Raw genomic sequence first — 21,537 nt, 5'->3', positions numbered from 1 at the left:
GCTTCGAACGGCGACCGGGGATGCCGTCCCGGCCGGAGAGTGAATCTCCAGGGCACCAGCGCCCAGAAGAAACGCGCAGTTGACGATGATGCAGAGCCACGGCCTGGACGCCGGGTTCGGTCGCTCCGTAGGTCGGTGAGCGTGCCTGGAGGTACGTCGATGCAGACGGGGCGGCTTGTCAACAGTTGGATCATCGCGCATGCGGGCCTCGCCCGTAGGTGTGGTTCCAGCGGTAAGGGTCGGGCGGCACGGGTGGATGCTGGTAGGAGAGTCCGGTGAGGTGCGCATCGCGGCGGGGCCAGGCGATGGCCGCGTACAACGCGATGGGCCAGGCGAAGCCGATTGCGCAGCAGATCGCATTGATCAGGATGATGTGGCCGATGTCGTCGGCGCCGCGGACGAGGGCGATGAGAGTCGGCAGCACCGCGAGGAAGGCAAGCAGAGCGATCAGCCCTAGCCAGAAGAAGATGCTGTTCATCAGAACGGCCATCGGTTCGTTCCTTCCTTGGTTCAGGGGGTCCGGCGTCGGTTCCGGTCGGGAGCCTGGGAGGGTGCTCGCCGTGCGGCCGCTGTCTCGTGGGGCTGGCTCAGGCTCATCTCCAGCGCCTCGTCGATGGAGAACGGGAAGTCTTCGGCTGCGCGTTGCACGTCCGAGCCCCGGGGCGGTCCTGGTAGCGGTGTCACCGGAACGGCTTTGTTGATGATGTCCTCGGGCAGGTTCGTGGCGATTTCAAGGACCGTTCGGATCTCTTCGGGTTGAGGTTCGTGTCCTTGGAGACGGAGTTTGGCCCGTAGCTGGTCGGCGATCTGGGTCGCGCGCTGCTCCTGGCGGGCTTGCTCCCATTCGCCGCGGTCCGGGCCGTGGACGCGCGCGGACCATTCGACACCGGTGCCTTCGAGGAGTTCTTCACGTCGGGGTGCCGGGTCGCCGGTGCGGACGTTGGGGTCTCGGGTGAAGAAAGGTGCGGCCTGGGTCATCGCTTCGAGCGGATCCTTGCCTTCGGCGCGGAACCGGTCGTAGTGGCTCATCGCGTGCGGATGCAGGCGGCGGAGCTGTTCTTCGCATTGGTCGACGGCGCGGGCTGCCGAGGCGTTGTCCTGGGCGTACGGGACTCCGGCGGCCCACGCGTCGGCGACGTCCAGCAGGTTGGCGTGACGGAGCCATTTGCGGTCGTGGGCTCGGCTCCAGCGTGAACGGTCTTGGGCGCGCGCTGCTCTTTGTCTTTCGGCTTCTGCTCGTTTGCTCTTTTCGTTCAAAGCCTGTCGGGCGGCTTTTAAGCGGTGCTTGCGCTGGGCGACGATCTGCTGGACTCCTGCGGCGGCGGAGATGAGCTGGATGAGTCGCTGCCCGGTGTGCTGGAATCCCTCGGTGATCGGATCTGGGTGCTGCTGGGTCATGCGGTCCTCCGGTTGGTGGTTTTGGGAGAGGTCGTCCGAGATGGATGCTGGACGGCGGGTGGCTGCTGTCCGGTGGTTGAGCGCCGGGGCTGCGTGGTGTCCAGGGGTGAGTCCGGGCTGATTGCCGAGGCGACGAGCGCGGTGACTTCAGCAGGGGCCATGCCGGTACGGGCGGCGACGCGGGTGACCTGGCGGGCGATCTGGTCGAGTGGCAGTTCGGCGATCAACGCGGCGGCCGCATGGGCGGCGGCCACTCGGGACTCGACGAACTCCAGATGTCCCCCGGACCTCTGGATTCTTTCATCTATCACGAGGTCAGCGAGGGGTGTTACAGAAAGTAGCGCCTCATGTACAGTTGTATGTCCCGCTGGGGCCAGTAGGTCCGCCGGGTCACACCCCTGAGGTAGGACGGCCGCATCGATCGGGCCGGTGATGCTGCTCAAGGTTCGCCAGGCTCGGACTGCTCCGGCTCGTCCCGCGGGGTCTCCGTCGAGCGCGATGACCAGTCCGGACGTGTTGAGGTCGCTGTGGGCGGCGATGGCCTCGATGTGCGCGGCCGTGATCGCGGTGCCGCAGGGCGCGACCGCGGTGTAGGCGTCCGGCATTACAGCGTTGATCGCGATCGCGTCGAGCGGACCTTCGACCAGGAGGGGCCGTGTCGTGCCGGAAAGCCCGGCGCGTCCCTCATGGAGGCCGAAGAGCATGCTGCTCTTGTGGAAGAGCGGTGTCTCGGGGCTGTTGAGGTACTTGGGGCCTGAAGCGTCGTCACGACGGCGGCCGATGAAACCGGTGATCTCTCCGTTCTGATCGCGGAAAGGGAACAGGACGCGGTCGCGGAAGAGGTCGAAAAGATCACCGTCCTCTCTGCGCTTTGCCAGGCCGGCTTGGATGAGCGTCTCATCGTGATGCCCGAGGTTGCGCAGGTGGCGGAGCAGGGCCTGCCGAGAGCGGGGGGCAAGGCCGAGCTGCCACTGCTCTTGCATCGCCTGGGTGAAGCCGCGGGCGGCGAGGTAGCGGGCTCCCCAGCTCCCGTGAAGGCCGCGCCGGTAGAGCCGGTGGGCATCGCTCAACGCGGCGCGCATCTCAGACACGGAGACGTCCGGCCCGGGACGCGGGGACTGGGGCGGGACGACTGATTGCGAGGAAGTGGATCTTCTGGTTGCGGGTGTGGTCGCAGCGGGTGCGTAAGGCGTGTTGCCCGATGTCGCTTCTGTAAGGCTGCGTCTGATGCGCGTGGCCGTCCGGACGATCTGGTCTCCGACTACGCGAACCGCCGCCGGCGAGTTCGCTCGGACGTCTGTTCCCGCCCACAGGCGCGGTACCGGGAAGGAGAGATGCGAGACCGGCATCGCCAGTTCAGCGAGAACGATGCAGGCGACCGAGTCCGCCAGGACGCGTCGAACACCGTGACAGGGTGCCGGGTACGTACCGGCGTCATCGATTCGTCCGCTGGTCCTCAGCGCATGGGCGAGTTGGTGGGCCAGTAGCGACGCCGCGGTGGTGTCGTCCAGTTCGGCGGGAAGGTGGATACGGCGCCCCGGCTCGCCAAGGTAGGTCCAGCCTTGGCCGCGATCCACGTAGAGGCCAAGGTCGGAGGCGAGCCTGGACAGGCGATGTAGTCCCTCTGAAGGGGAAGTCGGCTCTCTCGCGATCGCTTCCCCGTCGGTCTGGTCGATGTCGAAGACGGTCCGAGCCCTCCCCCGGGTGGAGATGATCCGGATGCCCGTCTCGCCGCGGCGGACCTGCCGGCCCCGCTTCTGCCACGCGTCGTAGGAGCGGACGTCGGTGGCTGTGGGCCGCTGCGCGGGGATGAGCAAGGTGTTGGTGAACCCATACCGCCCATGGCAGCTCGCCTGCTCCAGCCACTCGTCCCACGGAAGGTGTCCGCCCGCGAGACGGGCGACCATGTGGTCGGTGATCCCGTGCAGGACGTCGATGCCGTGTCGCTGCTGCTCGTTCTCGGCCATCACGACCGCCGCCTTGCCGATTCCGCGCGTACAGCGGCGATCATCTGCGTGAGCCGGTAGTTGGCGATGGTGAAGCCCCGTTCGCGCAGGCGGCGGCCGAGCTGGTCCCGGCGAAGCTGGACGCCTTCGCGTTCGGCTTCCTTGTGGAGTTGCCGGGTGATGTCCATCAGCTGGTCGTCAAACCTGCCGTCGTCAGATGCGCTCTCTTCAGGCCTGTCCCATGAGACGGCCTCGGCGCCTGAGAGGCGGTTGAGTGCGAGGCGGTCGGCCAGCGGCGCCCGCCATCGCCACGACCACCTGCCGTAGTCCTGTTGGAGCTGTGACACGGCTGCGAGGTGACGGTGCTGCAGTTCCAGCCCCTGCCGGTATTCGGTGATGTGCCAGAGGATCATGCGGCGCCAGAGCAGCAGGCTGGAGATCGGCGCGAGCGCCCAGCGTGCGGTCGGCACTCGTTCGACCCGACTGGCGGATGTGAGCCCGACCCACCTGCGGATCAGGTGCCGGACGCCTTCGACCACGGTGATGAACAGGACGGGCATGGCGGCGTTCATCACGCTGCCGACGAAGCTCCCGTGAGCGGCGGACACGTTCACCAGGACGGTGCCGGCGATGTAGAGCCAGGCGACCCAGCGCAGCACCGGCCAGGGCAGGTCCAGGTACTCCATCAGCAGGTCCCAGGCCAGCAGGATCAGGATGCCGACGTCCATCCCGACCGGGACGATCCAGGCCAGCCCGCCGAAGTGCGGTTCGGCCATCTGCCGGATGGTGGTGAAGGACCCGAGCCCACCGAGGACGGCGAGGGCCGCGATCAGCGGCGCGATCCCGGCGGCCGCCCATCTGACGACCCGGAGTTCCCGAGGGACGCGCGGGGCCTTCGTCCCGCTGCCGGTCAGAGTCGTCACTTCTGGTTGCCGGAGCGGGGTCATCGAACCCGCCTCTCGACCATCCAGAGCAGCAGTCGCGCGACGTACCGTGCCTCGTTGGCGGTCCCGAGAAGCCGTCCGTGGGCGGTGACGTAGGCGTACACGCCGTCGGCTCCGGCGCACAGGACGGTCTCGGACCATCCGTTGTGCCGGATCCGCAGGCGCCAGCGTCCGTTGCGCGGTTTGCGCGCCCGCACGCAGGCTCCTAGCCGCCGCAGCTCGTAGTGCAGCCGGAGTAGCTTGGCGCGCCGTTCTTCCAGCTCAGCCTGTGTGATCGTTACCTGCTTCTGCATCGCGTCCCCCGGTGATGTCAGCCGATGAACCGAGCGATCATCAACTAAAGTCCTTGATCAGAAGATGCAGCACGTGCAGACATCGGTCAATCACAGTGGATCATCGGCGTGTTGACCGCCTCTGGATGATGAACCGGTCGTCACGGACTGCGCCGCCGGCTTGCCTGACGCGGCGGCATGCTCGGTGCCCGGCTTGCTTGCGTCGGCGATGTCGCAGGGGCCCACAGATCGGGAAATCCGGCCATGGCCAACCGAGCCTGCTTGGGCAGGACGGCATCGTCGGAACGGACACTGGGCCGGTGGCCCCCCGCAACGCGGTCGAGGTGATATCTCGCTCGACGGGCCGCTTCGGCTTGCGCTTGGCGTTGTTGCACCAGGCGAATCTGGGTGATGGTCTCCACCAAGGCGACCAAGCGAGCAACCAGCACGAGGATGGACATGGTGGTGCGGTCCTGGGGCCCGGCCAGCGATAGCAGGCGAGCCATGGTGCGCACAGCGTTGCCGGCTGAGCTAGGGCGAGGAACACGGCCATAGGGTGAGCGAGCGGCGCGGTCATAGGTGTCGGCCGCGCGGCGGAGATGCTGATTACCGGTGGCCTTGGCGGCGACATGCAGAGCGTCGGATGCAGCCCAGCAGGCGTCCTCGGCCTCGTAGGGGTTGGTGGCCAGATGCCGGCGGATCTGGGACGTGGCGTAGGCGGCGGCCCGGATCGCATCGTCGTAGAACGCCTGCCGCTCTTCGGGCGTGAGATCGTACAGCGCGGAAGCCGGACGATTGCCGGCGTCCGATATCGGGATCTGCCATCGTCGCTGGATGCGCTGCAAGGTGAGGTCGTCGGCGAGCCGTCCGCCGGTAAACCAGGTGGGCTCCTCAGCGCCGCCGGGAAGCGCGACGGCGTAGCCGGTGATCTGATCGGGATCGAGCCGGCTGTAGCGACGCCGCACCAGCAGGCCTTGCTCTTCGAGCAGATCGAAGAACTCATGGGTCGTCCGGGCTTCGTCCGCCGCGCGGCGGACGGTCGTCCGCAACACGGCGCGCCCCGTCCGCCCCGACAGATGCCGTCCGGACAGCGGACGAAGCCCCGGACGATCAACGCCGTCCGGGGCCCATCGGCACCGAAGCTTGGGCAGTGTGAGGTCGCTGGCCAGTTTCCCACCGCCGAACCACACCGGCCGTCCGGACGACGCCACGTCATCGGGCAGTGCAACCGCGTAGCCAGTGACCTGGCCGGCGATCCGTTCACTGTGACGCATGCGGACCAGAACCCCTTCAGCCGCGAGGGCGGCGAAGAATTCGGCCTCCGTCCGGGCCCCCGCCGCCGCGGTGACGACATGCCGCCGCAGCACAGTGCGCGCCGGTTCCGTTCGGCCGACGCGTTCGGACTTCTCGGTCTCAGCGCGTTTGGGCCGCCGCGCCGCCGTCCGGTCCGCCGGGGCCGTCCGCCGCAACCCGAAGCGATCCTCGACGACGCGGCAGGCGGCACGGAGCCGGTAGCCGTCGTTCCACACGCTGGGCCGGGTTCCGTCCTGGCGAGCAAGGGTGGCGACGATGTGGACGTGATCGTCGGCATGCCGGACCGCGAACCAGCGGACGGCCTCATCATCGCCAGACGGGGCGAGCCCCGTCTGCTCCATGATCTCGGCGGCGATGTCTCCCCACTGACGATCGCTTAGCACCGGGTCGTCCGGGTGCGCCCGGACGGCCACATGCCAGACCGGCTTGGGGTGGTTGCGCTCGCCCAGCAGGTCGAGCGGCTGCCGCATCAGGGCGTCCAGGCGCCGGAAGTCGCGCTTCCCGTCCCACCTCGTCGGCGGTTCGAGCGCGGCCGGGGAGTCGAACCCCGCGACGATATGTGGATCACGATGTTCGTTGCGGCGTCCCGGCCCGTACAGGTAGCGGATCAGGCCCGGCACGCGCTTACCGCGCATGACCTTGGCGATCACGCAGCCCTGCCCCGGCACATCCGCCGAATCACAACCATGGCGATCGGGATGGGCGCGCCACCGCGTGCCGCGAGCCCATCCGGGATCAGCCGAACGCGAGTTGACCGTGGTCTCACTGCCGAGGCCTCGACGTATTGGAGCGGCGGAGAGCCCTTCTGATCTCCTCGGCAACCGCGTCGATGCTCCGCGTCGAGTCCGCCGCGACCCGCGCGTACTCCTCCAGCGCGCGGGTGGGCCAGCCTGCCGAGTGCAGGGTCGCAACCGCCTGATTGAGATTGATTCCAATACGGCGGGCCTGCCCGGCAGCACGTATGACCTCGCCCAGTAGCTCCGTGAGCGGCGACCACTGCGGCGGATCAGCCTGCATGGCGACGGCCACGACGACCTCTCCCACGTAAGCGCTCACCGCCATGCCGGCTCGCCCGGCCGCTGCCCGCACCGCGGCGTACTCTTCGCTACTCAGGGAAACCCGCACGCCCACGTCTCGCCGCTGGCCACGCAGTCGCCTACGACGACGCCCCGGCCCACTTCGATGCGTTCCACCACTCCCCCGCCCCCTGGATGAGGAGCCTTCGTACCCGTCAAGTGCCACGCGGTCTCCCCCAGCGGGCTGGTTGAACTTCGCCCATCACCCTTCGGACCGCGCCCGGTCCGAAGCTCGTAAGTGTCACTTACGCCATTACTTGCCCCACGCGGCGGACGGCCCGGCGGACGGGGCAACGTCCCTGGGACGGCAGTGCCGACGCAGAGCATTCCGCCCCTTGGCGAGCAGACGCGGCTAGAGCGCTTCAATAGTTAGAGTTACCGACTGTGTCTCGCCGGTTACTAGTCTGCTGGATTTGGGTGGGTTACCCCTGGTGGATGCGGTATGGCGAGGGCGGCGGGTTGACCGCTGTGGAGCGGACGCGGCGGGAGGCGCTGCGGCTGGAAGCGGCCCGGCTGTTCGAGCAGGGCTTACTGTCGGACGCGGAGATCGGGCGCCGGTTCCGGGTGACGCGGATGTCGGTGAACCGCTGGCGGCGCGCCTGGCAGAGCGGCGGGACGGCGGCGCTGGCGTCCAAGGGAGCCGGCGGCGCGAAGTGCAAACTGACCGATGACCAGGTGATCCTGCTGGACGAGGCGTTGGAGCTCGGCCCGGCCGCGCACGGCTGGACCCAGGACCAGCGGTGGACACTCGCGCGGATCGCCGAGGTGATCTGGGACCTGTTCTCGGTCTCCTACACCCCGGCCGGTGTGGATGTGCTGCTGCACCGGATCGGGTGGAGCGTGCAGATGCCGTCGCGTCGCGCCGCCGAGCGCGACGAGCAGCGGATCGACCGGTGGCGGGCGGAGGTGTGGCCGACGGTGGAAACACCGCGGGCGACCTGGGCGCCTGGATCTGCTTCGAGGACGAAGCCGGCCAGGGGCTGAGGCCGCCCCAAAGGCACCACCTGGGGACGACGCGGACGCACACCCGTGGTGCGCGTCACCGCCCGCGGCACCCACCGGATCTCGCTGGCCGCGCTCCTGGCCGTCAAGCCCGGCGAGCGGCCCCGGCTGATCTACCGGGCACACGCCTACCGCGGCCGGAAAGACGAGAAGAAGGGGTTCGACGAAGGCGATTACATCCGCCTGCTGGATGCCGCTCACCAGCAACTCGGCGGACCGATCGTCCTCGTGTGGGACAACCTCAACACCCACCGGTCGGCCCGGATGCGCCGCTACCTGGCCGCCCGGGACTGGCTCACCGTCTTCCACCTGCCGCCCCATGCTCCCGAACTCAACCCCGTCGAGGGCGTGTGGGCACACCTGAAACGGTCCCTGGCCAACCTCACCAAACACAGCATCGACCAGCTCATGCGGCTGATCAAAACCCGCCTGAAACGCATCCAGCACCGGCCCGCCCTGCTCAACGGCCTCCTCGCCCACACCCACCTGCCAATCAGTAACTCCAGCTATTGAAGCTCTCTAGCTTGTCTCCATGGAAAGGGACGAGTTCGTCATCGAGCTCTCGGCCGACCAGGCCCTGATGCTGTCGGACTGGCTGTACCGCGTGCAGATGACCGACCTCAGCCGCCTCGTGGACGACCCGGCCGTGTGGAGTCCGTTGCACAAGATCGCTGGCACCCTCGACAAGACGCTGCCCTGGCTCTTCGCCCCGGACTACGCAGAACGACTCGCTGCCGCCCGCGCACGTCTGACTCCCGACGACCTTGAGGAACCAACCGATCGGTCGTGAAGACGAAACCGATCCGTCCAAGCCCGCCGCCCCGGTGGGCGAGCGCTCACAGTGGCCGGCAGCCCCCATGAAAACTCACCCAAGCCGGGACCGGCGACACCGCGCCACTGCGCGGAAATGGGCCTCGCCGCCTTCGAGATGCCGCGACCGCCCCTTCACTGGCACGGACATATCCCTTCGCACTGACCCCGAGACCCAGCGCAGCCGCGGCCGCCCGTTACCTCGGTCTACCGACCGCGACGCGGATGCGGCGGTGAGCGAAGCTCCGGCGGCAAAGGGTCGGCAGGGTTCGGTGGGCCCGGGAGGACGTCGCCGATCGGGTTAGGGAAGTCCTCATTTGCGGGCCGTATCTGGGCGACTTCCTGTTCCTTCAGGCTGGCCGCGGCGTGACGGTCGAGGGTCGGTTCTTCGCCGGCGTCCAGGGCTCGGATGGGAGCGAGCGCGCTAGCCGCCTTCCGGAAGCTGTCGCCGAGATCGGCGGCCTGCTCGGTGCACCTGCCGAGGGCATTGTGCACCGTGGTCACAGCGGGGACCGGATCGTCGCCGCGATCGTGCCCGAGGCGGCCGGCGTCGAGTTCTCTTGTGAGGAACGCGTCGATCTGCTCGGCAGCCTGCACCAGTCGGAAGGAGGTCTGGGCCAGGTTCCCCAGAACCGTGTACGCGGCGCCCGGGGCGGTAAGCCCTGGCGGGCCCTGGGTCAGTTGGTTGAGGGCTCGGACGCGCTCATGCAGTTCACCAGCGAGCCGCTCGATGTCCTCGTCGGTACGGGGTCCGGGATCGTTCATGTGGGGTGCTCTCCAGCATCGAAGGGGATCCGACCATGCAGCACTCCTCTCTTCAGGCGACAGATCACAGCCGTTGACACTCTCTAAAGAGCGATAAGACTGTTTGCGCTCCATAGTCTGACCCGAAGCCGCATCGATGACCAGCATGCCCATGGGCGTGTCGTCCAGGACCGCCGCGAGCTCCGAGCACGGGCCCGCGTGATCAGCAACTCTGCGTGCTTGCGAGTGGACTGAACTGCGAGAAATGGCCTGATTCCGCAAGCAGCCGCCGCAGGAGACGAGAGCATCACCCATCGTTGTCCACACCCCTACGAGGATGGACGTGATCCTTCCCCGGCCCCAGCCTTAATCCTTGCGGTGGAACCGCGTGCCCGGCTTGGTCTTCGAAGTGCCCAGGCCGATCGCAGCCGACCATTCGCCCTGCTCCACCTTGACCAACGACTCGAAGTAGAGCCGCTCGTTGGACTCCTGGTTGGCCACCGCAAGGCTCTTACCAGAAGGCGGCGTGCCCACCCCATGCACCTCGAAAGTGCACGACACTCTCGTCACCGTGCCAGGGCGAGGGTCGACGAACACGAAGCCCGACGCCCCGCCCGCCTGCTTGGCGGAGTCATCGTCGAGCAAGACCGGCTTGAGCGCGACGACGCCCGCGATCGCGCCTACAACCCCTGCGACAACCCCGATCACCTCCAACGACTTGCGCAGCCGGCTTTTCGACCCTCCAGTCACCTCATCCTGAAACTCCATGCCCTGACCTCCCCGGTCGGCCTCGTGATGCCGCTCGATCCCAGCGGTGTGGGAAGCCCTGCGGCAAGCGACCGGTCAGTAGAGGCATCGTCATGGCCACAATGGGACGAGACGTCAACCACTGGACTGGAGCGAACAGCATCTAACGGCGAGTTAGTCCACGATGCCTTGCTGGACGGCGACTACTCCCAACTGGAACCGTGTGGTGATTCCGAGACTCTCTCGGAGAGCTTTGATGTGCCGACGGACGGTCGTGATGCTAAGATCCAATCGTTCTGCGATGGCTTCATCCGATAGGCCCTGCACAAGTAGGCACAGTATTTTGATCTGTATCTCCGGGATGCCTTTTCTATTGCGTCCGGTCCCACCAAAAGGGATGGCACGTTCCCAGAGCAGTTCGAAGTATTCGCGGAAAGCGCCCACGATCACCGGGGACTCGACGAAGAGGGCACCGCTTGACTCGGCTGCCGTGAGCGGCAGGAGCGCGACTCCTTCATCGGCGACCCGCATGCTCATTCGGACGCGTGGAAGTATTCGAACCTGCACGCCCGTCTCGGCTATCGTATCCAGTTTTTCACGCATGACCGCTTCTTGCAGTGAATCGGCGTCATAGACTGCTCTGCATCGGACGCCGCGCTCAACTGGTGATGGCGCTGCGGCGGCTTTGCCAGTTCTTTCCATCGGCGCTGTCGGCGTGTGGCTGCTCAGGGTCAACCATTCGCGCTGGACAGAGCCGAGGAGTGTGCTGGTCAATCTGCCTACCTCGTCGCTGTCGGTGATGAGCTGTGCCAGCTGGCTTGCCGATGGATCGGCTGCTGAGCTCGTGGATGACGAGAAGTCACACATGCGCTGGTATCCGCCGAGGAGTCTCTGGTAGTCGACCAGCGCGTCCTGGGCGAGGCCGACGAGCCTGTGCTGCAGCGCCACATCCATCGGTACTGGTATCAGGCAGGATGGCTCACCGGTTTCAGGTTCACTTATTTTTGCCATGCCAGCGCGGACCAAGACGTTTAATTCATCTGCTCCGCCAAGAAGTTCGGAAGCTTCTTCAGTTGGGCATTTCCCTGCGGCCAGGAGGCGGAGGTACAGGCGGAGGGTTCCTGTTTCTACGACTCCGCTAAGCAGTCGCACGGCTTTTTCTTCAATGGAACGCATGGGACAACCTAAAGTCAAGTTCTTGAACGGAGGTCTCGCGTTCTTCCGCGGCGGCGCACTGCAGTGTCAGGCGATGGCCTCTTTGGCTTCGATCTCCGGGAAGGTTCCGTTCGAGGAAGCAGACGAAATGCGGCCAAGGTGGAGAGAGTTGCTACGACGGCTGCGGTCCCTGACCAGAACGCGAGCGTCTCGGGACCGAGGAAGGTCGCCAGCGGCCCGGATGCCAGCATGATGAGTGGCATGAGGGCATAACTGGTTACCATGTTCCAACTGTTGACGCGGACGAGTATGTCCGGGGCGAATCGTCCTGGAGTGCGGTCGTCCAGAGGACGTAGTAGACGGCTTGGAACACTCCGGGAATGAGTGCTGCCGCGGCGATCATCTTCCAGGGTGCCCCGCTTCCCATCAGGAGCATGGGGAGAGCCGCTGACATGGGGAGCAGTGCGGCCATCCGAATCGTCCGGCCGGACCGCCACCGGGCGCCGATCAATGCGCCCACGACTGCTCCAAGGGGCTCGCAAGCACGGATTACGCCCCAGGCCCATGCGCCGCCGTGTCCGTCGGTCGTGTAGAGCGGGCCTGCGATCTTGGTGTAGCAGACCACTGCGGTGGTGATCGCGGTGTACTGCAGGGTCATGATCCATACCCATGGGCGCGCTCTGAACTCGCGCCATCCGTCCCGCAAGTCGCGTAGCGGGCCGGCGCAGGGGTTGCTGGGACGTGCAGTGGCCAGTCGGCAGAGCAGCATGGCGCTCAGCCCGCACAGGACGCCTCGCATCGAGGCGGCCCATGCCGGGCCCATCGCGGTGACCATGGCCCCGGACGAGATCAGGCCGATGAGCAGGCCCGCCGACTGGGTCTGGTTGACCAGTGCGTTTCCGGCCGGGCGGTCCGCTGAGTCGAGGAGATCGGCGATGATGCCGGGCAGTGTGGGCAAGAACATCGCGGTGGCGACACCGCCGATGGCGCCCAACGCGCACAGCAGGGCCAGGGGTGCTTTTCCGGTGAACAGTGCGGTGCCGATTGCCAGCCAGGAGAGGCAGGCCAGGGTTTCGGCGCCCATGAGCACGTGGTGCCGGCGGAAACGGTCTCCGGCAACACCGCCGCAGATGATGAGCAGGGCCGGGAACGCGTTGCAGGCCATGACCAACGACAGGCCTTGGGCACCGTAGCCGAGGTTCATCACGCCCCAAGCCAGGGCGAGTTGCCCGAACCCGACGCTCGCGCTGGAGATGATCCGGGAGATGAACAGGGGCGCCACGGACGGGTCCCGGGACAGGGCGAGCGGAGACAGGAGACCGGACACAAAGCTCCTACTTCCTTGCCAGGTGCGTGAGCAGGAACTCCGCGATGTCGCCGAACGCCTTGATCTCGTTGCTGCGGTTGGTGAATCCGTGGCCTTCGTCGGGATAGACGTCATAGCGCACGTCGATGCCGCGGCCGCGGAGCCTGGTGACGATCTGGTCGGACTCGTTCTTGGGAACGCGCGGGTCGTGGGTGCCCTGGATGACCAGCAGGGGCGCGGTGATGGCGTCGGCGTAGGTGATCGGGGAGCGTCGGGTGAGGTGTTCGGCGTCGGTGTCGGGGTTGCCCAGGACGGCGTCCACGGTGGGTCTCCAGGTGGGCGGGCAGGCGCGGGCGAGGGTGACCAGGTTGGACGGGCCGCAGAAGGACACGCCGGCCGCCCACTGGTACGGCAGCCGTGACAGGCAGGACAGGGCGGCGAATCCGCCGTAGGAGCCGCCCATGACGGCGATGCGGTCGGCGTCGATGCCGGGGAGGGTGTGCAGGTGGCGGACGGCGTGGTCGAGGTCGTCCAGATCGATTCCGCCCCAGTTGCGGTAGATGAGCTTCTGGTGGGTGAGCCCGTATCCGGTGGAGCCGGCGATGTTGGGGGCCAGGACTGCGATGCCCTGGTGGAGGAGGTACTGGTAGAGGCCGGCGTAGGCGTAATCGGGACGTTCTTGTGCCTCGGGGCCGCCGTGCACCGAGAGCAGTACCGGACGGGGGCCGGGTGTGTGCGGCCGGTAGAGCAGGGCGTGAACGTGGCGTCCACCCGAGGCCGGATAGGTGATCAGTTCGGGCTCAACGGGATCGATCACCTGGACGGCGGGTGGGCGGGCGTCTGTGAGGTACCGGAAGCCGGTCGCCGGGTCGAGTACGCCGATCTCGCTGGGCCGGGTCGCTGTGTCGATCTCCAGGACGATCCGTTCACCGTCCGGGCTGAGCGAGATCGCGTCGATGACACCTTGCGGTGTGTCGGCGAGAGCGAGTTCGGTGCCGTTCCGCGCGGCACGCAAGACGGAGCGTCCGCCCTCATTGATGGACCAGACGAGGATGTCGCCAGCGGCTTCGAGGTGCTCGACATCCCATTTGTCGCTCGTGATGCGGGCGAGGGAAGAGTCGTTCAAGGTGTACCGGCCGATGGAGGTGAACTCGCCCCACAGGTCGGTGCACAGGTAGAAGGCGGCCGAGTCGGGTGTCCAGGGGCCCGGGACGAAGTAGCCGTCCCCGTACTCGGAGGTGACGCATACGGGTTCGATGTCAGGGTTGCTGAGGTCGATCAGGTAGGTGGCGATGTTGGTGTTGGATCGGACGCCGACGGCCGACAACCACCGCCCGTCGGGTGAAGTGCGGGCGGGGGTGAAATTGACTCCGTCCGGGGGGACGATGCGGCGTTCGGTGCCGGCGTCCAGATCTCGGATGAGGATGTCCTGCACGGTGCGGTCGCGGTCGTTGGCCGCATAAAGCAGGTACCGGCCTTGCGTATCAAACGGAACGTCGGCCAGGACCCGCTGGCAGTCCGGGCCGGTGCTGATTTCGGTGAGGCCCTTGCCGTCGGAGCCGATGCGGTAGATGCGGTACTGCTCGTCGCCGTTGCGGTCGGCGGTGAAGGTCAGTCTCTTGCCGTCCGGCCACCACGCGATCTGCCGTACCGCCTGGTTCTCGAGCCGTGTCAGACGGTGCGGTGCCCCACCAGCGGCCGGGATCGTCCACAGGTCGAAGGATCCGGCGGCGTTGCTGCAGTAGGCGACGGTCTCGGCATCCGGTGACAGGGCCACCTGTCCGCGGAAGCGTTCGGTCGGCACGAAATCCACGTAGTCGGGCATCGCTGCTGCTCTCCAAAGGGGGTAGTGGTCAGTTGATCCAGCCGCGCCGGGCGGCTGCGGCGCCCATCGCGATGCGGCTGGTGGTGCCGAGGTGTTTGCCGATCGCGCTGATATGCCGGCGCACGCTGCTGGTCTTCATGCCGATCCGCCTGGAGATCCCGTCATCGGTCATTCCCTGCGCCAGCATCCGCAGGATCGACATCTGGACCGGCTTGAGCGGCATCTCCGGCTCGGTCTCGCCGAGCGGGATCGCTCTCTGCCACAGCAGTTCGAAGTACTCACGTAACGCGGCGACGATCACCGGGGCTTTGATCAGCAGTGCGCCGGGCAGTCCGGTCGGGGTCAGCGGCAGCAAGGCGACCGCCTCGTCGGCCAGCTTCATCTTCATGCCGATCTCGGGCAGGATCCTGGCCTCTTCGCCGGCCCTGGCGTGCATTCGGATGATCTTGATGCCGACGGGATGCTCGGCGCAGGATGCCTGGTAGATCGTTCGGCTCGCGACGTTCCCCTCGAAAGCGGGCAAGGGTGGCATTCCGGCCAGTTCTTCCAGTGGCCGCTCCATGGCGAAGTTCTCCAGCGTCAACCAATGACGCCGTGCTGTTCCCAGGAGCGCGCGGGAGGTGTCGGTGATCTCGGTGCGGTCGGTGAGGACTCGCACCAGCTGGCCGGCCTGGCCCTCGGTGACTCCGGGGAAGGGATGCATATCGACCATGCGGCGCTGACCGTCCAGCAACCGCTCTTGATCAGCGACAAGCTTGCGGGACAGGGCGGCGAGTGTTCCCTGCAGGGCCAGATCCGGAGCGGTGGCGACCAGGCGAGGGGAAACGGCTATTCCCAGCGGCATGACGTACGCCAGCCCGGTCTTCTTCAACGCCTCTACGATCTGGGGCCCGCCGAGCGCATCCGCGGCCTCGGCTGGCAGGCAGCCGTCCGTGGCCAGCAGTTGGGCGTAAGGGCCCAGCAACTCATCGGCGACGATCCCCTTCAGCAGCCTGGTGGCTGTCTGTTCGGCTTCCGTACTCACCCGCACCTCCCGTGACAGAGAGTATCGATGCCGGTGAGGAGCGTCGCCAGAATGGTGATGAGCATTTGGCGTCAATGAACAAAGTCGCCATCGGCCGCCAGGCTGCAGACGCTTCGGCTCAAGGGCCGTTGGCGTGGGCGGATCAGTAGATCCAGCGCCGATGGAACGGTCGGCTGAACCATGGCCACTTACCGCCATGAGGCGTTTCGATCAGGCTCATGACCTGGCAGAACCCGGTTTGATCAAGGCTCCCCAGCCACCGATCGACCCGGAGTGAGAATGAATCAACTACGCAGAGCCACCCACGCGCCCCTGGTCCGCCGACTCGCCGGGCTCACCGTCCAGCGACTCACCGCGCAAACACGCGGCAAGTCCGGCCGAAGGCCCCTCCTGGCGCGGGCCTTCAGCCACTCTCAGGGGGCCGGAGTCATCGGTCCGGGCGCCCTGCGACTAGTTCGCACCGTGCTGGTCGACGCCCTGACCCGCCAGACGGAGGGATGCGGTGTCGTCATCGCGCGCCCCGACCTGGAGCGCCTGCTCGGCACCGCGTCCTCCCAGCTCTCCGCGTCCTCCCAGCTCTCCGCGTCCTCCCAGCTCTCCGCGTCCTCCCAGCTCTCCGCGTCCTCCCAGCTCTCCGCGTCCTCCCAGCTCTCCGCGCGCTTCGCCTCCGTCCTGCACATCACCGACACCCTGGAAGACACGATCGAACACCTGGAGAGCAGACCCCCTTGCATCACCGCCGCCGGACTCGGGGAGCAGATACCTACCCTGTGGCTGGCGACGCCGGGATCCGACGCCGACGTCGTCCACCAGACGCTGGAGAACCAGCCCGCAGCGGACCTCATCACGCTGTTCAGCGGGCCCTGGCCGTACGGCCCGACCCATTACATCGACCTTGCGGGTCCCAGGCGCTTGCCCGACCACGATCTGCGCCTGCTCACCCGCGACCAGGCGATCGCCAGGCTCCATGCTTTCGGCTCGCCGAGCTGAGACGGCAGCAGACTCGGTGTGGGCCAGGCTCGCTCGTCCCCTGGCCCAGACCATCCTTCAGTGCCCGTCCGGCCGCTGTGCGACGGCGTCGAAAACATCGGCCACAGCGGTGTCGACACAGGCCGCGGCCTCGCTGAACGCGTGCGAGCCGCCGATCAGGTAGGCGCGGCGAACCTCATCCCGCGCCTCCCACTAGGCCAGGTCGGCGGGGTGCCGCGCCTGGTCGGCCAGAGCATCACGAGACTGGGCGAGCGCCCGCTGAATACCGCCGGCGAACTCACCCTTGATCAAGTCATCGGGGAGCAGCAGCACCAACGCTGCTGGCGGATCGCACGGCTGCTGTTCGCCACCGCGTCTGCGCCACGAGAACCGGACGCGACTCACGATGCGTCCGTGCCCGGCGGGAGCCGCCACGGCGCCCAGACGACCTTGCCGATCACCGTGTCATCGATGGCGATGGGGTATCAGCCCCACTCAGTGGCCAGGTCGTCGACGAGGTGAGGTGCTCGTCCGCCTTCATCGTCGATGCCAGGGGCGATCACCTCGGGGCGGGCGTCGCTGGGGTCGCAAACCTCGGCGATGAGGTGTCCCACCGAGACACGGAGCTGGAGGAGGATGATCGCCAAGGCGCGATCGTCCAGCGTATTCAGGTCCACCGAAGTCGGCTGGCCGGCGACGTCGAGGGCGTTCGTGACCATTTCCTAGAGCGCCTGCTGGCACTCCCAGCCGTGGGTCGTCTCCAGCTCCCAGGCGCACAGTGCCGGAGCGAGGACGCCTGGTGCCCGACGAGATTGACCACCATGGACGCTCGTCGAGACCGCCTGCGCCACCTGTCGGTGAGTGTTCTTACTCAGTGAACGAAAGTCACCAACGGCGCCAGCCGAAGCCGTATCTCCCTGGCCCGTCGTCGGTGTCGCGTCCTCAGCCCCTCAGCGGTCGCGTCATGCGGCTGAACACTTATCACCATCGCACGTTTCGCTCATGTCGTCGGCCTCCACCGTTCGGGTTTCATTGTGGCCCGTCAACAGAGAGACCCACTTGGAGGAGCCAATGATGGCCATTGCCCGCACCTATCGCCGCATCAAGTCAACAACGAGTCACGGACCCCGCAACCGCTCGGCCGGCAACCTCGGCGGCGCCTCAACGGCCGCCCACCGTCCTCCCGGCAGTCGACTTCAGCCCCGCGCAATGGACCGACCGGTCACGAGCCCGCCCAACGACCGCGGATCCGAACTCCTGGCAAATGCCCTTCGGGACCCGCAGGGCGCAGGCTTCCTCCGCCGAGGAGCTCACGGCCCTGACCGTTCCGCCTTCAGCGAGGCACTCACCGGCAAGGTCGGCGTGTCCTGGATCCGCGCGGCCAAGCCCCCCGGGCCCGTCTGTTCGGCGGGCCCCTCGACGACCAACTCCTTGCACCCCCACAGATCGTGGAGGATCTGAAGGAGGCGTCGTAGGTCGGAAACGTCCCGACGCACATCGTCCGGCCAAGCAGCCACGTGAGACTGCGGTTGCCCTACTCGATCAGGCGCCGACACAGGTTGGCAACCTGACCAACTAGACGGTGCACCGCACCGCTGGCGAAGAACTCGAGCAGGGCCAGTGCCCCGGAGGCGGCGCTGGCCCTGTCGGGCCTGTTGAAGCCGGGAGAAACCCCTACCGGCTGCGTACGTCGGGCGCACAAGGACTAAGCGGGGCGGAGATTTCGAGGGCTGCTCTGGCTCTGAGCTATGAACTGGTCGGCGATGACGGACTGGAGCTCGTTGATCTAAAGAGAACGCAGAACCCATTGGCCGCCCTCGGCGGTGATGCGCAACCACAAGGGCGATGCCCAGCGGGCCGGTCTGCCGTCGACGACGGGTTCGACCGTGACGGAGTCCTGCCGCTTCTCGCTGTAGACGACGGGCAGGCCCAGCCCCATCGTTGTACGCCCCGCGCGGTGGCTGGCACCACCGGTGGGGCTCGTGCGGGTGCATCCGCGGTAACCGAACAACGGACTCGGTCGCCATCTGGCGCAAGCGTCGAGTGGCGGCGTGCCGATCTATCCGAGCCCCACGGGTGTTGAGCAGAGTCGGCCCGCCGGTTTGATCAGCGATGGCTTGGTCGATGACTCTGCCGACTGCTGGCGGGAGGGGGATCAGCACGATCCGGGTGCCCTTGCCGACGACGCGGAGGACCCGGTGGCCGTGTTCTTCGCCCGGGTCGTCGATGGCAGAAGAGTGCGTCTGGGAGGTCGGCGTCACCAAATATTCGGTGGCTCTGCCCGGCCCGCGGTGGTGAAGTGATGAGGTGAAGGAGCAGCGCAAGCGGCGGTCCAGGGGGCGCACGACGCCCCTTCCCGTACGTCACCACACACGCATCACTGCAGCCCAGAGCGGCGATGTACGAGTGAACGCCTCGATCGGCCCCAGCGGCGAGGTCATCGCACTGTGGTCGGCCGCCGCCGACGTGCAGGCCGTGACATCGACGACGACGCAACCGGGCTGGGCCACCTTCCCAGACCCTCGCGCTTCTCGCCCGGTCACCACTCGGGTGACGTTGCACTCACCGACGCTGACCGACCTGACCACGATCCACGACTTCCCGCTCGCGCACGCGACCGTCCAGCCGCTACCGGACGGCCGAGTTCTTGCCGTGGGCGCCAGGGCTCGATGGAACCAGGACGGCCCGGATCTCAACGCGATCATCTACTCCGCCGACGGAACCACTCTGGCAGCTGAAACGCTCGGGGACGGCATCGAGCACGTCTTCACCACCCGCACCGGCCACGTCTGGGTGGGCTACTTCGACGAAGGTGTCTACGGCAACTACGGCTGGGGCCAGGCTGACGACCGGAAACCGATCGGCTCCTGCGGGCTCGCACGCTTCTCCCCGACTCTGAAGGCCGACTGGCGGTTCCCCTCCCACGTGAACAACCCGTGGGGCGCGATCAGCGACTGCTACGCGCTCAACGTCGACGCGGACACCGCCTGGACGTGCTACTACACCGACTTCCCCATCGTCTGCGTCCGCGAAGGGGCTCTCACCGGCTGGCACGGCGACGGCGCCGCCGCAAAGGCGCTCATCACCGACGGCTCACGCATCGCCCTGTACGGCGGATACGGCGCCGCCCGCGACCGCTTGGTCGCCGGACATCTGGCCGACGGCCGGATGCGGGGCACCGGAGAATACCGGGTCGTACTCTCGGACGGGCAGAAACTCCCCCGCGACGCGCTCGTCGTCGGACGCGGCCCCGACCTGCACATCCTCACGCACACCGACTGGTACCGGCTCGACCTCAGCGACGTCCCAGCCGAACCATGAGGCCGCCCGCCGGGGCAGGCACCGCGATCAGCAGCGCACGACCAGCGGCATGAGCGGGCGTTCGTGATGAACGTATGGATCGGACATGCGGATGGGGCGCGAGTCTGGCGACCACAGTGCCACAGCCTCACCCTGCCCCGAGGTACATCAGCGACGGCGGCAAGATCGGCTACACCTACTCTGGTGTTATGCAGATCCCCGGGCTCGGCCGCCTAGTCGAAGCCGCCCAGCTGGGTTGGGACCAAAGTGAACCTGTTCCCGTACCAGTGTTGGGTAATGCGCCATGCCGCTTCATCGTTGACGGCTATGTCGATGACCCCGCGCCCGAGGAGTTCCAGGCTGCGATCCGTACCTTCCTGGTGCTCGACCGGGCGGCGTTGATCACGGTCACGCCGTCGATCTTCGCCTACTACCGCGATATCACCGAGGACATTCTGGCTTCCGGTGACGACGACTGGTATGTCGAGATCGAAGGCCCAAACGACGTACTCGACCACGTCCGGTTCGGGACCGAGCCGATGGTCGCCCGAGATCCCCGCGGTGACAGGCATGTCTATGTCTCACTGACGTTTTCCCGGCGACTTCTATTCGGGCGTTTGGGCTTTAACATGCCGTAACAGGCAGGATCGGGCAGACTCGCGGACACGACGCCATGCCCCGAAACAAGCGTGGCGCCCCCGGTAGAAGAGGTCTCACCACAAGTCCTCGTCTGCCACCGAAAGGCGCCACGTGGTCACCTATCCTGCCATGCTCGACGTCCCACGCGAACTGATCCGCTTCGTTGCCGGCCTGCTGCGCTCCGAGCGCCGGGCACGTGGGACCAGGAAGGGCACCCGGTCCCTGACCTGCCAGAAGCAGGCCCTGTTCACGATCGCGTGGTTCCGGGACAAGCCGAACATCACCCGGCACGGTGCCGCGTTCGGCCTGTCGCAGTCGACCGCCTACCGGTACCTGCACGAGGCCGTCGACGTCCTGGCCGACCGCGCCCCGGACTTGCACCAGGCCCTGGACAAGGCGGTCGCCGACGGGCTGCCGCACCTGGAGATGGACGGCAAGATCTTCGCGACTGACCGGTGCCGCCACAAAACCGTGAGCGTGAAGGGCGAAATGATCGACGCCTGGTTCTCCGGAAAGACCGGCGGGTTCGGCGGCCAGGTCCAGATGCTGACCGAACCGGACGGCTTCCCCATCTGGTTCAGCGACGTCCTGCCCGGCGGAGTCGTCGATATCGAAGCGGCCCGCGTACTGGTCCTGCCGGCGCTGTATCCCTACGCCAAGACGATGCCGGTCCTAGCCGACCCCGGCTACCAAGGCACAGGTCACGGCGTCATCGTCCCGTTCAAGAACCCTGCCGACGGCAACGTCTTGTCCATCGACAACCGCTGCTACAACCGCCTGCAGCGCTTCCTGCGATGCCGCGTCGAACGCGGCTTCGCCCTTCTCGCCGAACGCTGGACCGCACTCAAACAGACCACCCTCAGCCCCAACAGGATCGGCGACATCGTCCGCGCCGCGCATGTCCTCACACTCTTCGAGTACCGCCGGATCAGCTGAAAGTCACTGGAGGGTCGGGAGCTGGCGCGGTGGCATTTCGGGCGGTAGGGCTCGGGGCCTGTCTTCCGCCGGTTTCCCGGTCGGGTGTGCTTTCCCCGATGACCGTGACCAGTTCTGCTCCGTTTCCAGC

Annotated in this window: 20 protein-coding genes and 1 pseudogene; 7 read left to right on the top strand and 14 right to left on the bottom strand. The window is 66.9% G+C overall.

Features of this window, described 5'->3' with window-relative positions:
- Positions 1 to 190 precede the first annotated feature (190 nt).
- The 7 genes from SM611_RS37240 to SM611_RS37210 form a co-directional block, all read right to left on the bottom strand.
- The gene (locus tag SM611_RS37240; RefSeq protein ID WP_371955121.1) at positions 191 to 490 is read right to left on the bottom strand and encodes a hypothetical protein; all 300 of its coding nucleotides are present in this window, start codon (positions 488 to 490) and stop codon (positions 191 to 193) included.
- A gap of 20 nt (positions 491 to 510) precedes the next feature.
- Entirely contained in the window at positions 511 to 1,398 is an 888-nt protein-coding gene (locus SM611_RS37235) for a hypothetical protein (RefSeq protein ID WP_371955120.1), read from the bottom strand.
- On the bottom strand, positions 1,395 to 3,365 hold the full coding sequence (locus tag SM611_RS37230; protein WP_371955119.1) for a toprim domain-containing protein: 1,971 nt from the start codon (positions 3,363 to 3,365) through the stop codon (positions 1,395 to 1,397). The genes SM611_RS37235 and SM611_RS37230 overlap by 4 nt, the downstream gene beginning before the upstream one ends.
- Positions 3,365 to 4,291 carry a DUF2637 domain-containing protein gene (locus SM611_RS37225; protein WP_371955118.1) on the bottom strand — a complete coding sequence of 309 codons (927 nt, stop codon included), beginning with the start codon at positions 4,289 to 4,291 and terminating at the stop codon, positions 3,365 to 3,367. Before SM611_RS37225 ends, SM611_RS37230 begins: the two co-directional genes overlap by 1 nt.
- Positions 4,288 to 4,581 carry a hypothetical protein gene (locus SM611_RS37220; RefSeq protein ID WP_371955117.1) on the bottom strand — a complete coding sequence of 98 codons (294 nt, stop codon included), beginning with the start codon at positions 4,579 to 4,581 and terminating at the stop codon, positions 4,288 to 4,290. Before SM611_RS37220 ends, SM611_RS37225 begins: the two co-directional genes overlap by 4 nt.
- Positions 4,582 to 4,721: 140 nt before the next feature.
- On the bottom strand, positions 4,722 to 6,524 hold the full coding sequence (locus tag SM611_RS37215) for a relaxase/mobilization nuclease domain-containing protein (protein WP_371955116.1): 1,803 nt from the start codon (positions 6,522 to 6,524) through the stop codon (positions 4,722 to 4,724).
- A 112-nt stretch (positions 6,525 to 6,636) separates the two neighbouring features.
- Positions 6,637 to 7,005 (bottom strand): hypothetical protein, encoded by a 369-nt coding sequence (locus tag SM611_RS37210; RefSeq protein WP_371955115.1) that lies wholly within the window; start codon positions 7,003 to 7,005, stop codon positions 6,637 to 6,639.
- A gap of 380 nt (positions 7,006 to 7,385) precedes the next feature.
- Here SM611_RS37210 and SM611_RS37205 point away from each other — a divergent pair, with 380 nt between their 5' ends.
- The 3 genes and pseudogenes from SM611_RS37205 to SM611_RS37195 all read left to right on the top strand — a co-directional run bounded on the left by SM611_RS37205 (position 7,386) and on the right by SM611_RS37195 (position 8,742).
- Entirely contained in the window at positions 7,386 to 7,934 is a 549-nt protein-coding gene (locus SM611_RS37205) for a winged helix-turn-helix domain-containing protein (protein ID WP_371955114.1), read from the top strand.
- A gap of 21 nt (positions 7,935 to 7,955) precedes the next feature.
- Positions 7,956 to 8,465: pseudogene (locus tag SM611_RS37200) on the top strand (transposase); the annotation flags it as partial.
- 19 nt (positions 8,466 to 8,484) lie between these two features.
- Positions 8,485 to 8,742 (top strand): hypothetical protein, encoded by a 258-nt coding sequence (locus tag SM611_RS37195; RefSeq protein WP_371955112.1) that lies wholly within the window; start codon positions 8,485 to 8,487, stop codon positions 8,740 to 8,742.
- A 227-nt stretch (positions 8,743 to 8,969) separates the two neighbouring features.
- On the opposite strand, the gene SM611_RS37190 is transcribed toward SM611_RS37195, so the two are convergent.
- The 6 genes from SM611_RS37190 to SM611_RS37165 all read right to left on the bottom strand — a co-directional run bounded on the left by SM611_RS37190 (position 8,970) and on the right by SM611_RS37165 (position 15,563).
- Positions 8,970 to 9,527: a hypothetical protein gene (locus SM611_RS37190; protein ID WP_371955111.1), complete on the bottom strand. Its 558-nt coding sequence runs from the start codon at positions 9,525 to 9,527 to the stop codon at positions 8,970 to 8,972.
- Between the two features lie 345 nt (positions 9,528 to 9,872).
- Positions 9,873 to 10,274: a hypothetical protein gene (locus tag SM611_RS37185; protein ID WP_371955110.1), complete on the bottom strand. Its 402-nt coding sequence runs from the start codon at positions 10,272 to 10,274 to the stop codon at positions 9,873 to 9,875.
- A gap of 153 nt (positions 10,275 to 10,427) precedes the next feature.
- Positions 10,428 to 11,429, bottom strand: coding sequence for a helix-turn-helix transcriptional regulator (locus SM611_RS37180; RefSeq protein ID WP_371955109.1), 1,002 nt, complete (start codon positions 11,427 to 11,429; stop codon positions 10,428 to 10,430).
- A gap of 256 nt (positions 11,430 to 11,685) precedes the next feature.
- A complete protein-coding gene (locus tag SM611_RS37175) occupies positions 11,686 to 12,849 on the bottom strand; it encodes an MFS transporter (RefSeq protein ID WP_371955108.1) in 1,164 nt (387 codons plus the stop codon).
- A complete protein-coding gene (locus SM611_RS37170; protein WP_371955107.1) occupies positions 12,743 to 14,539 on the bottom strand; it encodes a S9 family peptidase in 1,797 nt (598 codons plus the stop codon). Before SM611_RS37170 ends, SM611_RS37175 begins: the two co-directional genes overlap by 107 nt.
- 28 nt (positions 14,540 to 14,567) lie before the next feature.
- Positions 14,568 to 15,563, bottom strand: coding sequence for a LuxR C-terminal-related transcriptional regulator (locus tag SM611_RS37165; RefSeq protein WP_371955106.1), 996 nt, complete (start codon positions 15,561 to 15,563; stop codon positions 14,568 to 14,570).
- A gap of 462 nt (positions 15,564 to 16,025) precedes the next feature.
- Here SM611_RS37165 and SM611_RS37160 point away from each other — a divergent pair, with 462 nt between their 5' ends.
- Complete coding sequence (locus SM611_RS37160; protein WP_371955105.1) at positions 16,026 to 16,553, top strand: hypothetical protein; 528 nt, start codon at positions 16,026 to 16,028, stop codon at positions 16,551 to 16,553.
- Positions 16,554 to 17,017: 464 nt separating this feature from the next.
- Here the strand turns inward: SM611_RS37160 and SM611_RS37155 are convergent, their stop codons facing one another.
- Positions 17,018 to 17,251 (bottom strand): hypothetical protein, encoded by a 234-nt coding sequence (locus tag SM611_RS37155; protein WP_371955104.1) that lies wholly within the window; start codon positions 17,249 to 17,251, stop codon positions 17,018 to 17,020.
- A gap of 1,831 nt (positions 17,252 to 19,082) precedes the next feature.
- Here SM611_RS37155 and SM611_RS37150 point away from each other — a divergent pair.
- The 3 genes from SM611_RS37150 to SM611_RS37140 all read left to right on the top strand — a co-directional run bounded on the left by SM611_RS37150 (position 19,083) and on the right by SM611_RS37140 (position 21,407).
- Positions 19,083 to 19,853 carry a hypothetical protein gene (locus SM611_RS37150; RefSeq protein ID WP_371955103.1) on the top strand — a complete coding sequence of 257 codons (771 nt, stop codon included), beginning with the start codon at positions 19,083 to 19,085 and terminating at the stop codon, positions 19,851 to 19,853.
- Between the two features lie 188 nt (positions 19,854 to 20,041).
- Complete coding sequence (locus SM611_RS37145; RefSeq protein ID WP_371955102.1) at positions 20,042 to 20,470, top strand: DUF6985 domain-containing protein; 429 nt, start codon at positions 20,042 to 20,044, stop codon at positions 20,468 to 20,470.
- Positions 20,471 to 20,582: 112 nt separating this feature from the next.
- Complete coding sequence (locus tag SM611_RS37140; RefSeq protein WP_371955101.1) at positions 20,583 to 21,407, top strand: transposase family protein; 825 nt, start codon at positions 20,583 to 20,585, stop codon at positions 21,405 to 21,407.
- Positions 21,408 to 21,537 lie beyond the last annotated feature (130 nt).

Origin of the sequence: Actinomadura monticuli, from assembly GCF_041463655.1 — a bacterium.
Taxonomy (GTDB): domain Bacteria; phylum Actinomycetota; class Actinomycetes; order Streptosporangiales; family Streptosporangiaceae; genus Spirillospora; species Spirillospora monticuli.
The sequence above is the reverse complement of the archived record's forward strand: the minus strand, read 5'-3'. Positions and strand labels throughout refer to the sequence as shown.

Bases quoted from the DNA above. Each gene is read 5' to 3' on its own strand.
- SM611_RS37240 (WP_371955121.1), bottom strand. From the start codon at position 490: ATGGCCGTTCTGATGAACAGCATCTTCTTCTGGCTAGGGCTGATCGCT.
- SM611_RS37235 (WP_371955120.1), bottom strand. From the start codon at position 1,398: ATGACCCAGCAGCACCCAGATCCGATCACCGAGGGATTCCAGCACACC.
- SM611_RS37230 (WP_371955119.1), bottom strand. From the start codon at position 3,365: ATGGCCGAGAACGAGCAGCAGCGACACGGCATCGACGTCCTGCACGGG.
- SM611_RS37225 (WP_371955118.1), bottom strand. From the start codon at position 4,291: ATGACCCCGCTCCGGCAACCAGAAGTGACGACTCTGACCGGCAGCGGG.
- SM611_RS37220 (WP_371955117.1), bottom strand. From the start codon at position 4,581: ATGCAGAAGCAGGTAACGATCACACAGGCTGAGCTGGAAGAACGGCGC.
- SM611_RS37205 (WP_371955114.1), top strand. From the start codon at position 7,386: ATGCGGTATGGCGAGGGCGGCGGGTTGACCGCTGTGGAGCGGACGCGG.
- SM611_RS37195 (WP_371955112.1), top strand. From the start codon at position 8,485: ATGGAAAGGGACGAGTTCGTCATCGAGCTCTCGGCCGACCAGGCCCTG.
- SM611_RS37190 (WP_371955111.1), bottom strand. From the start codon at position 9,527: ATGAACGATCCCGGACCCCGTACCGACGAGGACATCGAGCGGCTCGCT.
- SM611_RS37185 (WP_371955110.1), bottom strand. From the start codon at position 10,274: ATGGAGTTTCAGGATGAGGTGACTGGAGGGTCGAAAAGCCGGCTGCGC.
- SM611_RS37180 (WP_371955109.1), bottom strand. From the start codon at position 11,429: ATGCGTTCCATTGAAGAAAAAGCCGTGCGACTGCTTAGCGGAGTCGTA.
- SM611_RS37175 (WP_371955108.1), bottom strand. From the start codon at position 12,849: ATGACGTCTATCCCGACGAAGGCCACGGATTCACCAACCGCAGCAACG.
- SM611_RS37170 (WP_371955107.1), bottom strand. From the start codon at position 14,539: ATGCCCGACTACGTGGATTTCGTGCCGACCGAACGCTTCCGCGGACAG.
- SM611_RS37155 (WP_371955104.1), bottom strand. From the start codon at position 17,251: ATGGTCACGAACGCCCTCGACGTCGCCGGCCAGCCGACTTCGGTGGAC.
- SM611_RS37145 (WP_371955102.1), top strand. From the start codon at position 20,042: ATGCAGATCCCCGGGCTCGGCCGCCTAGTCGAAGCCGCCCAGCTGGGT.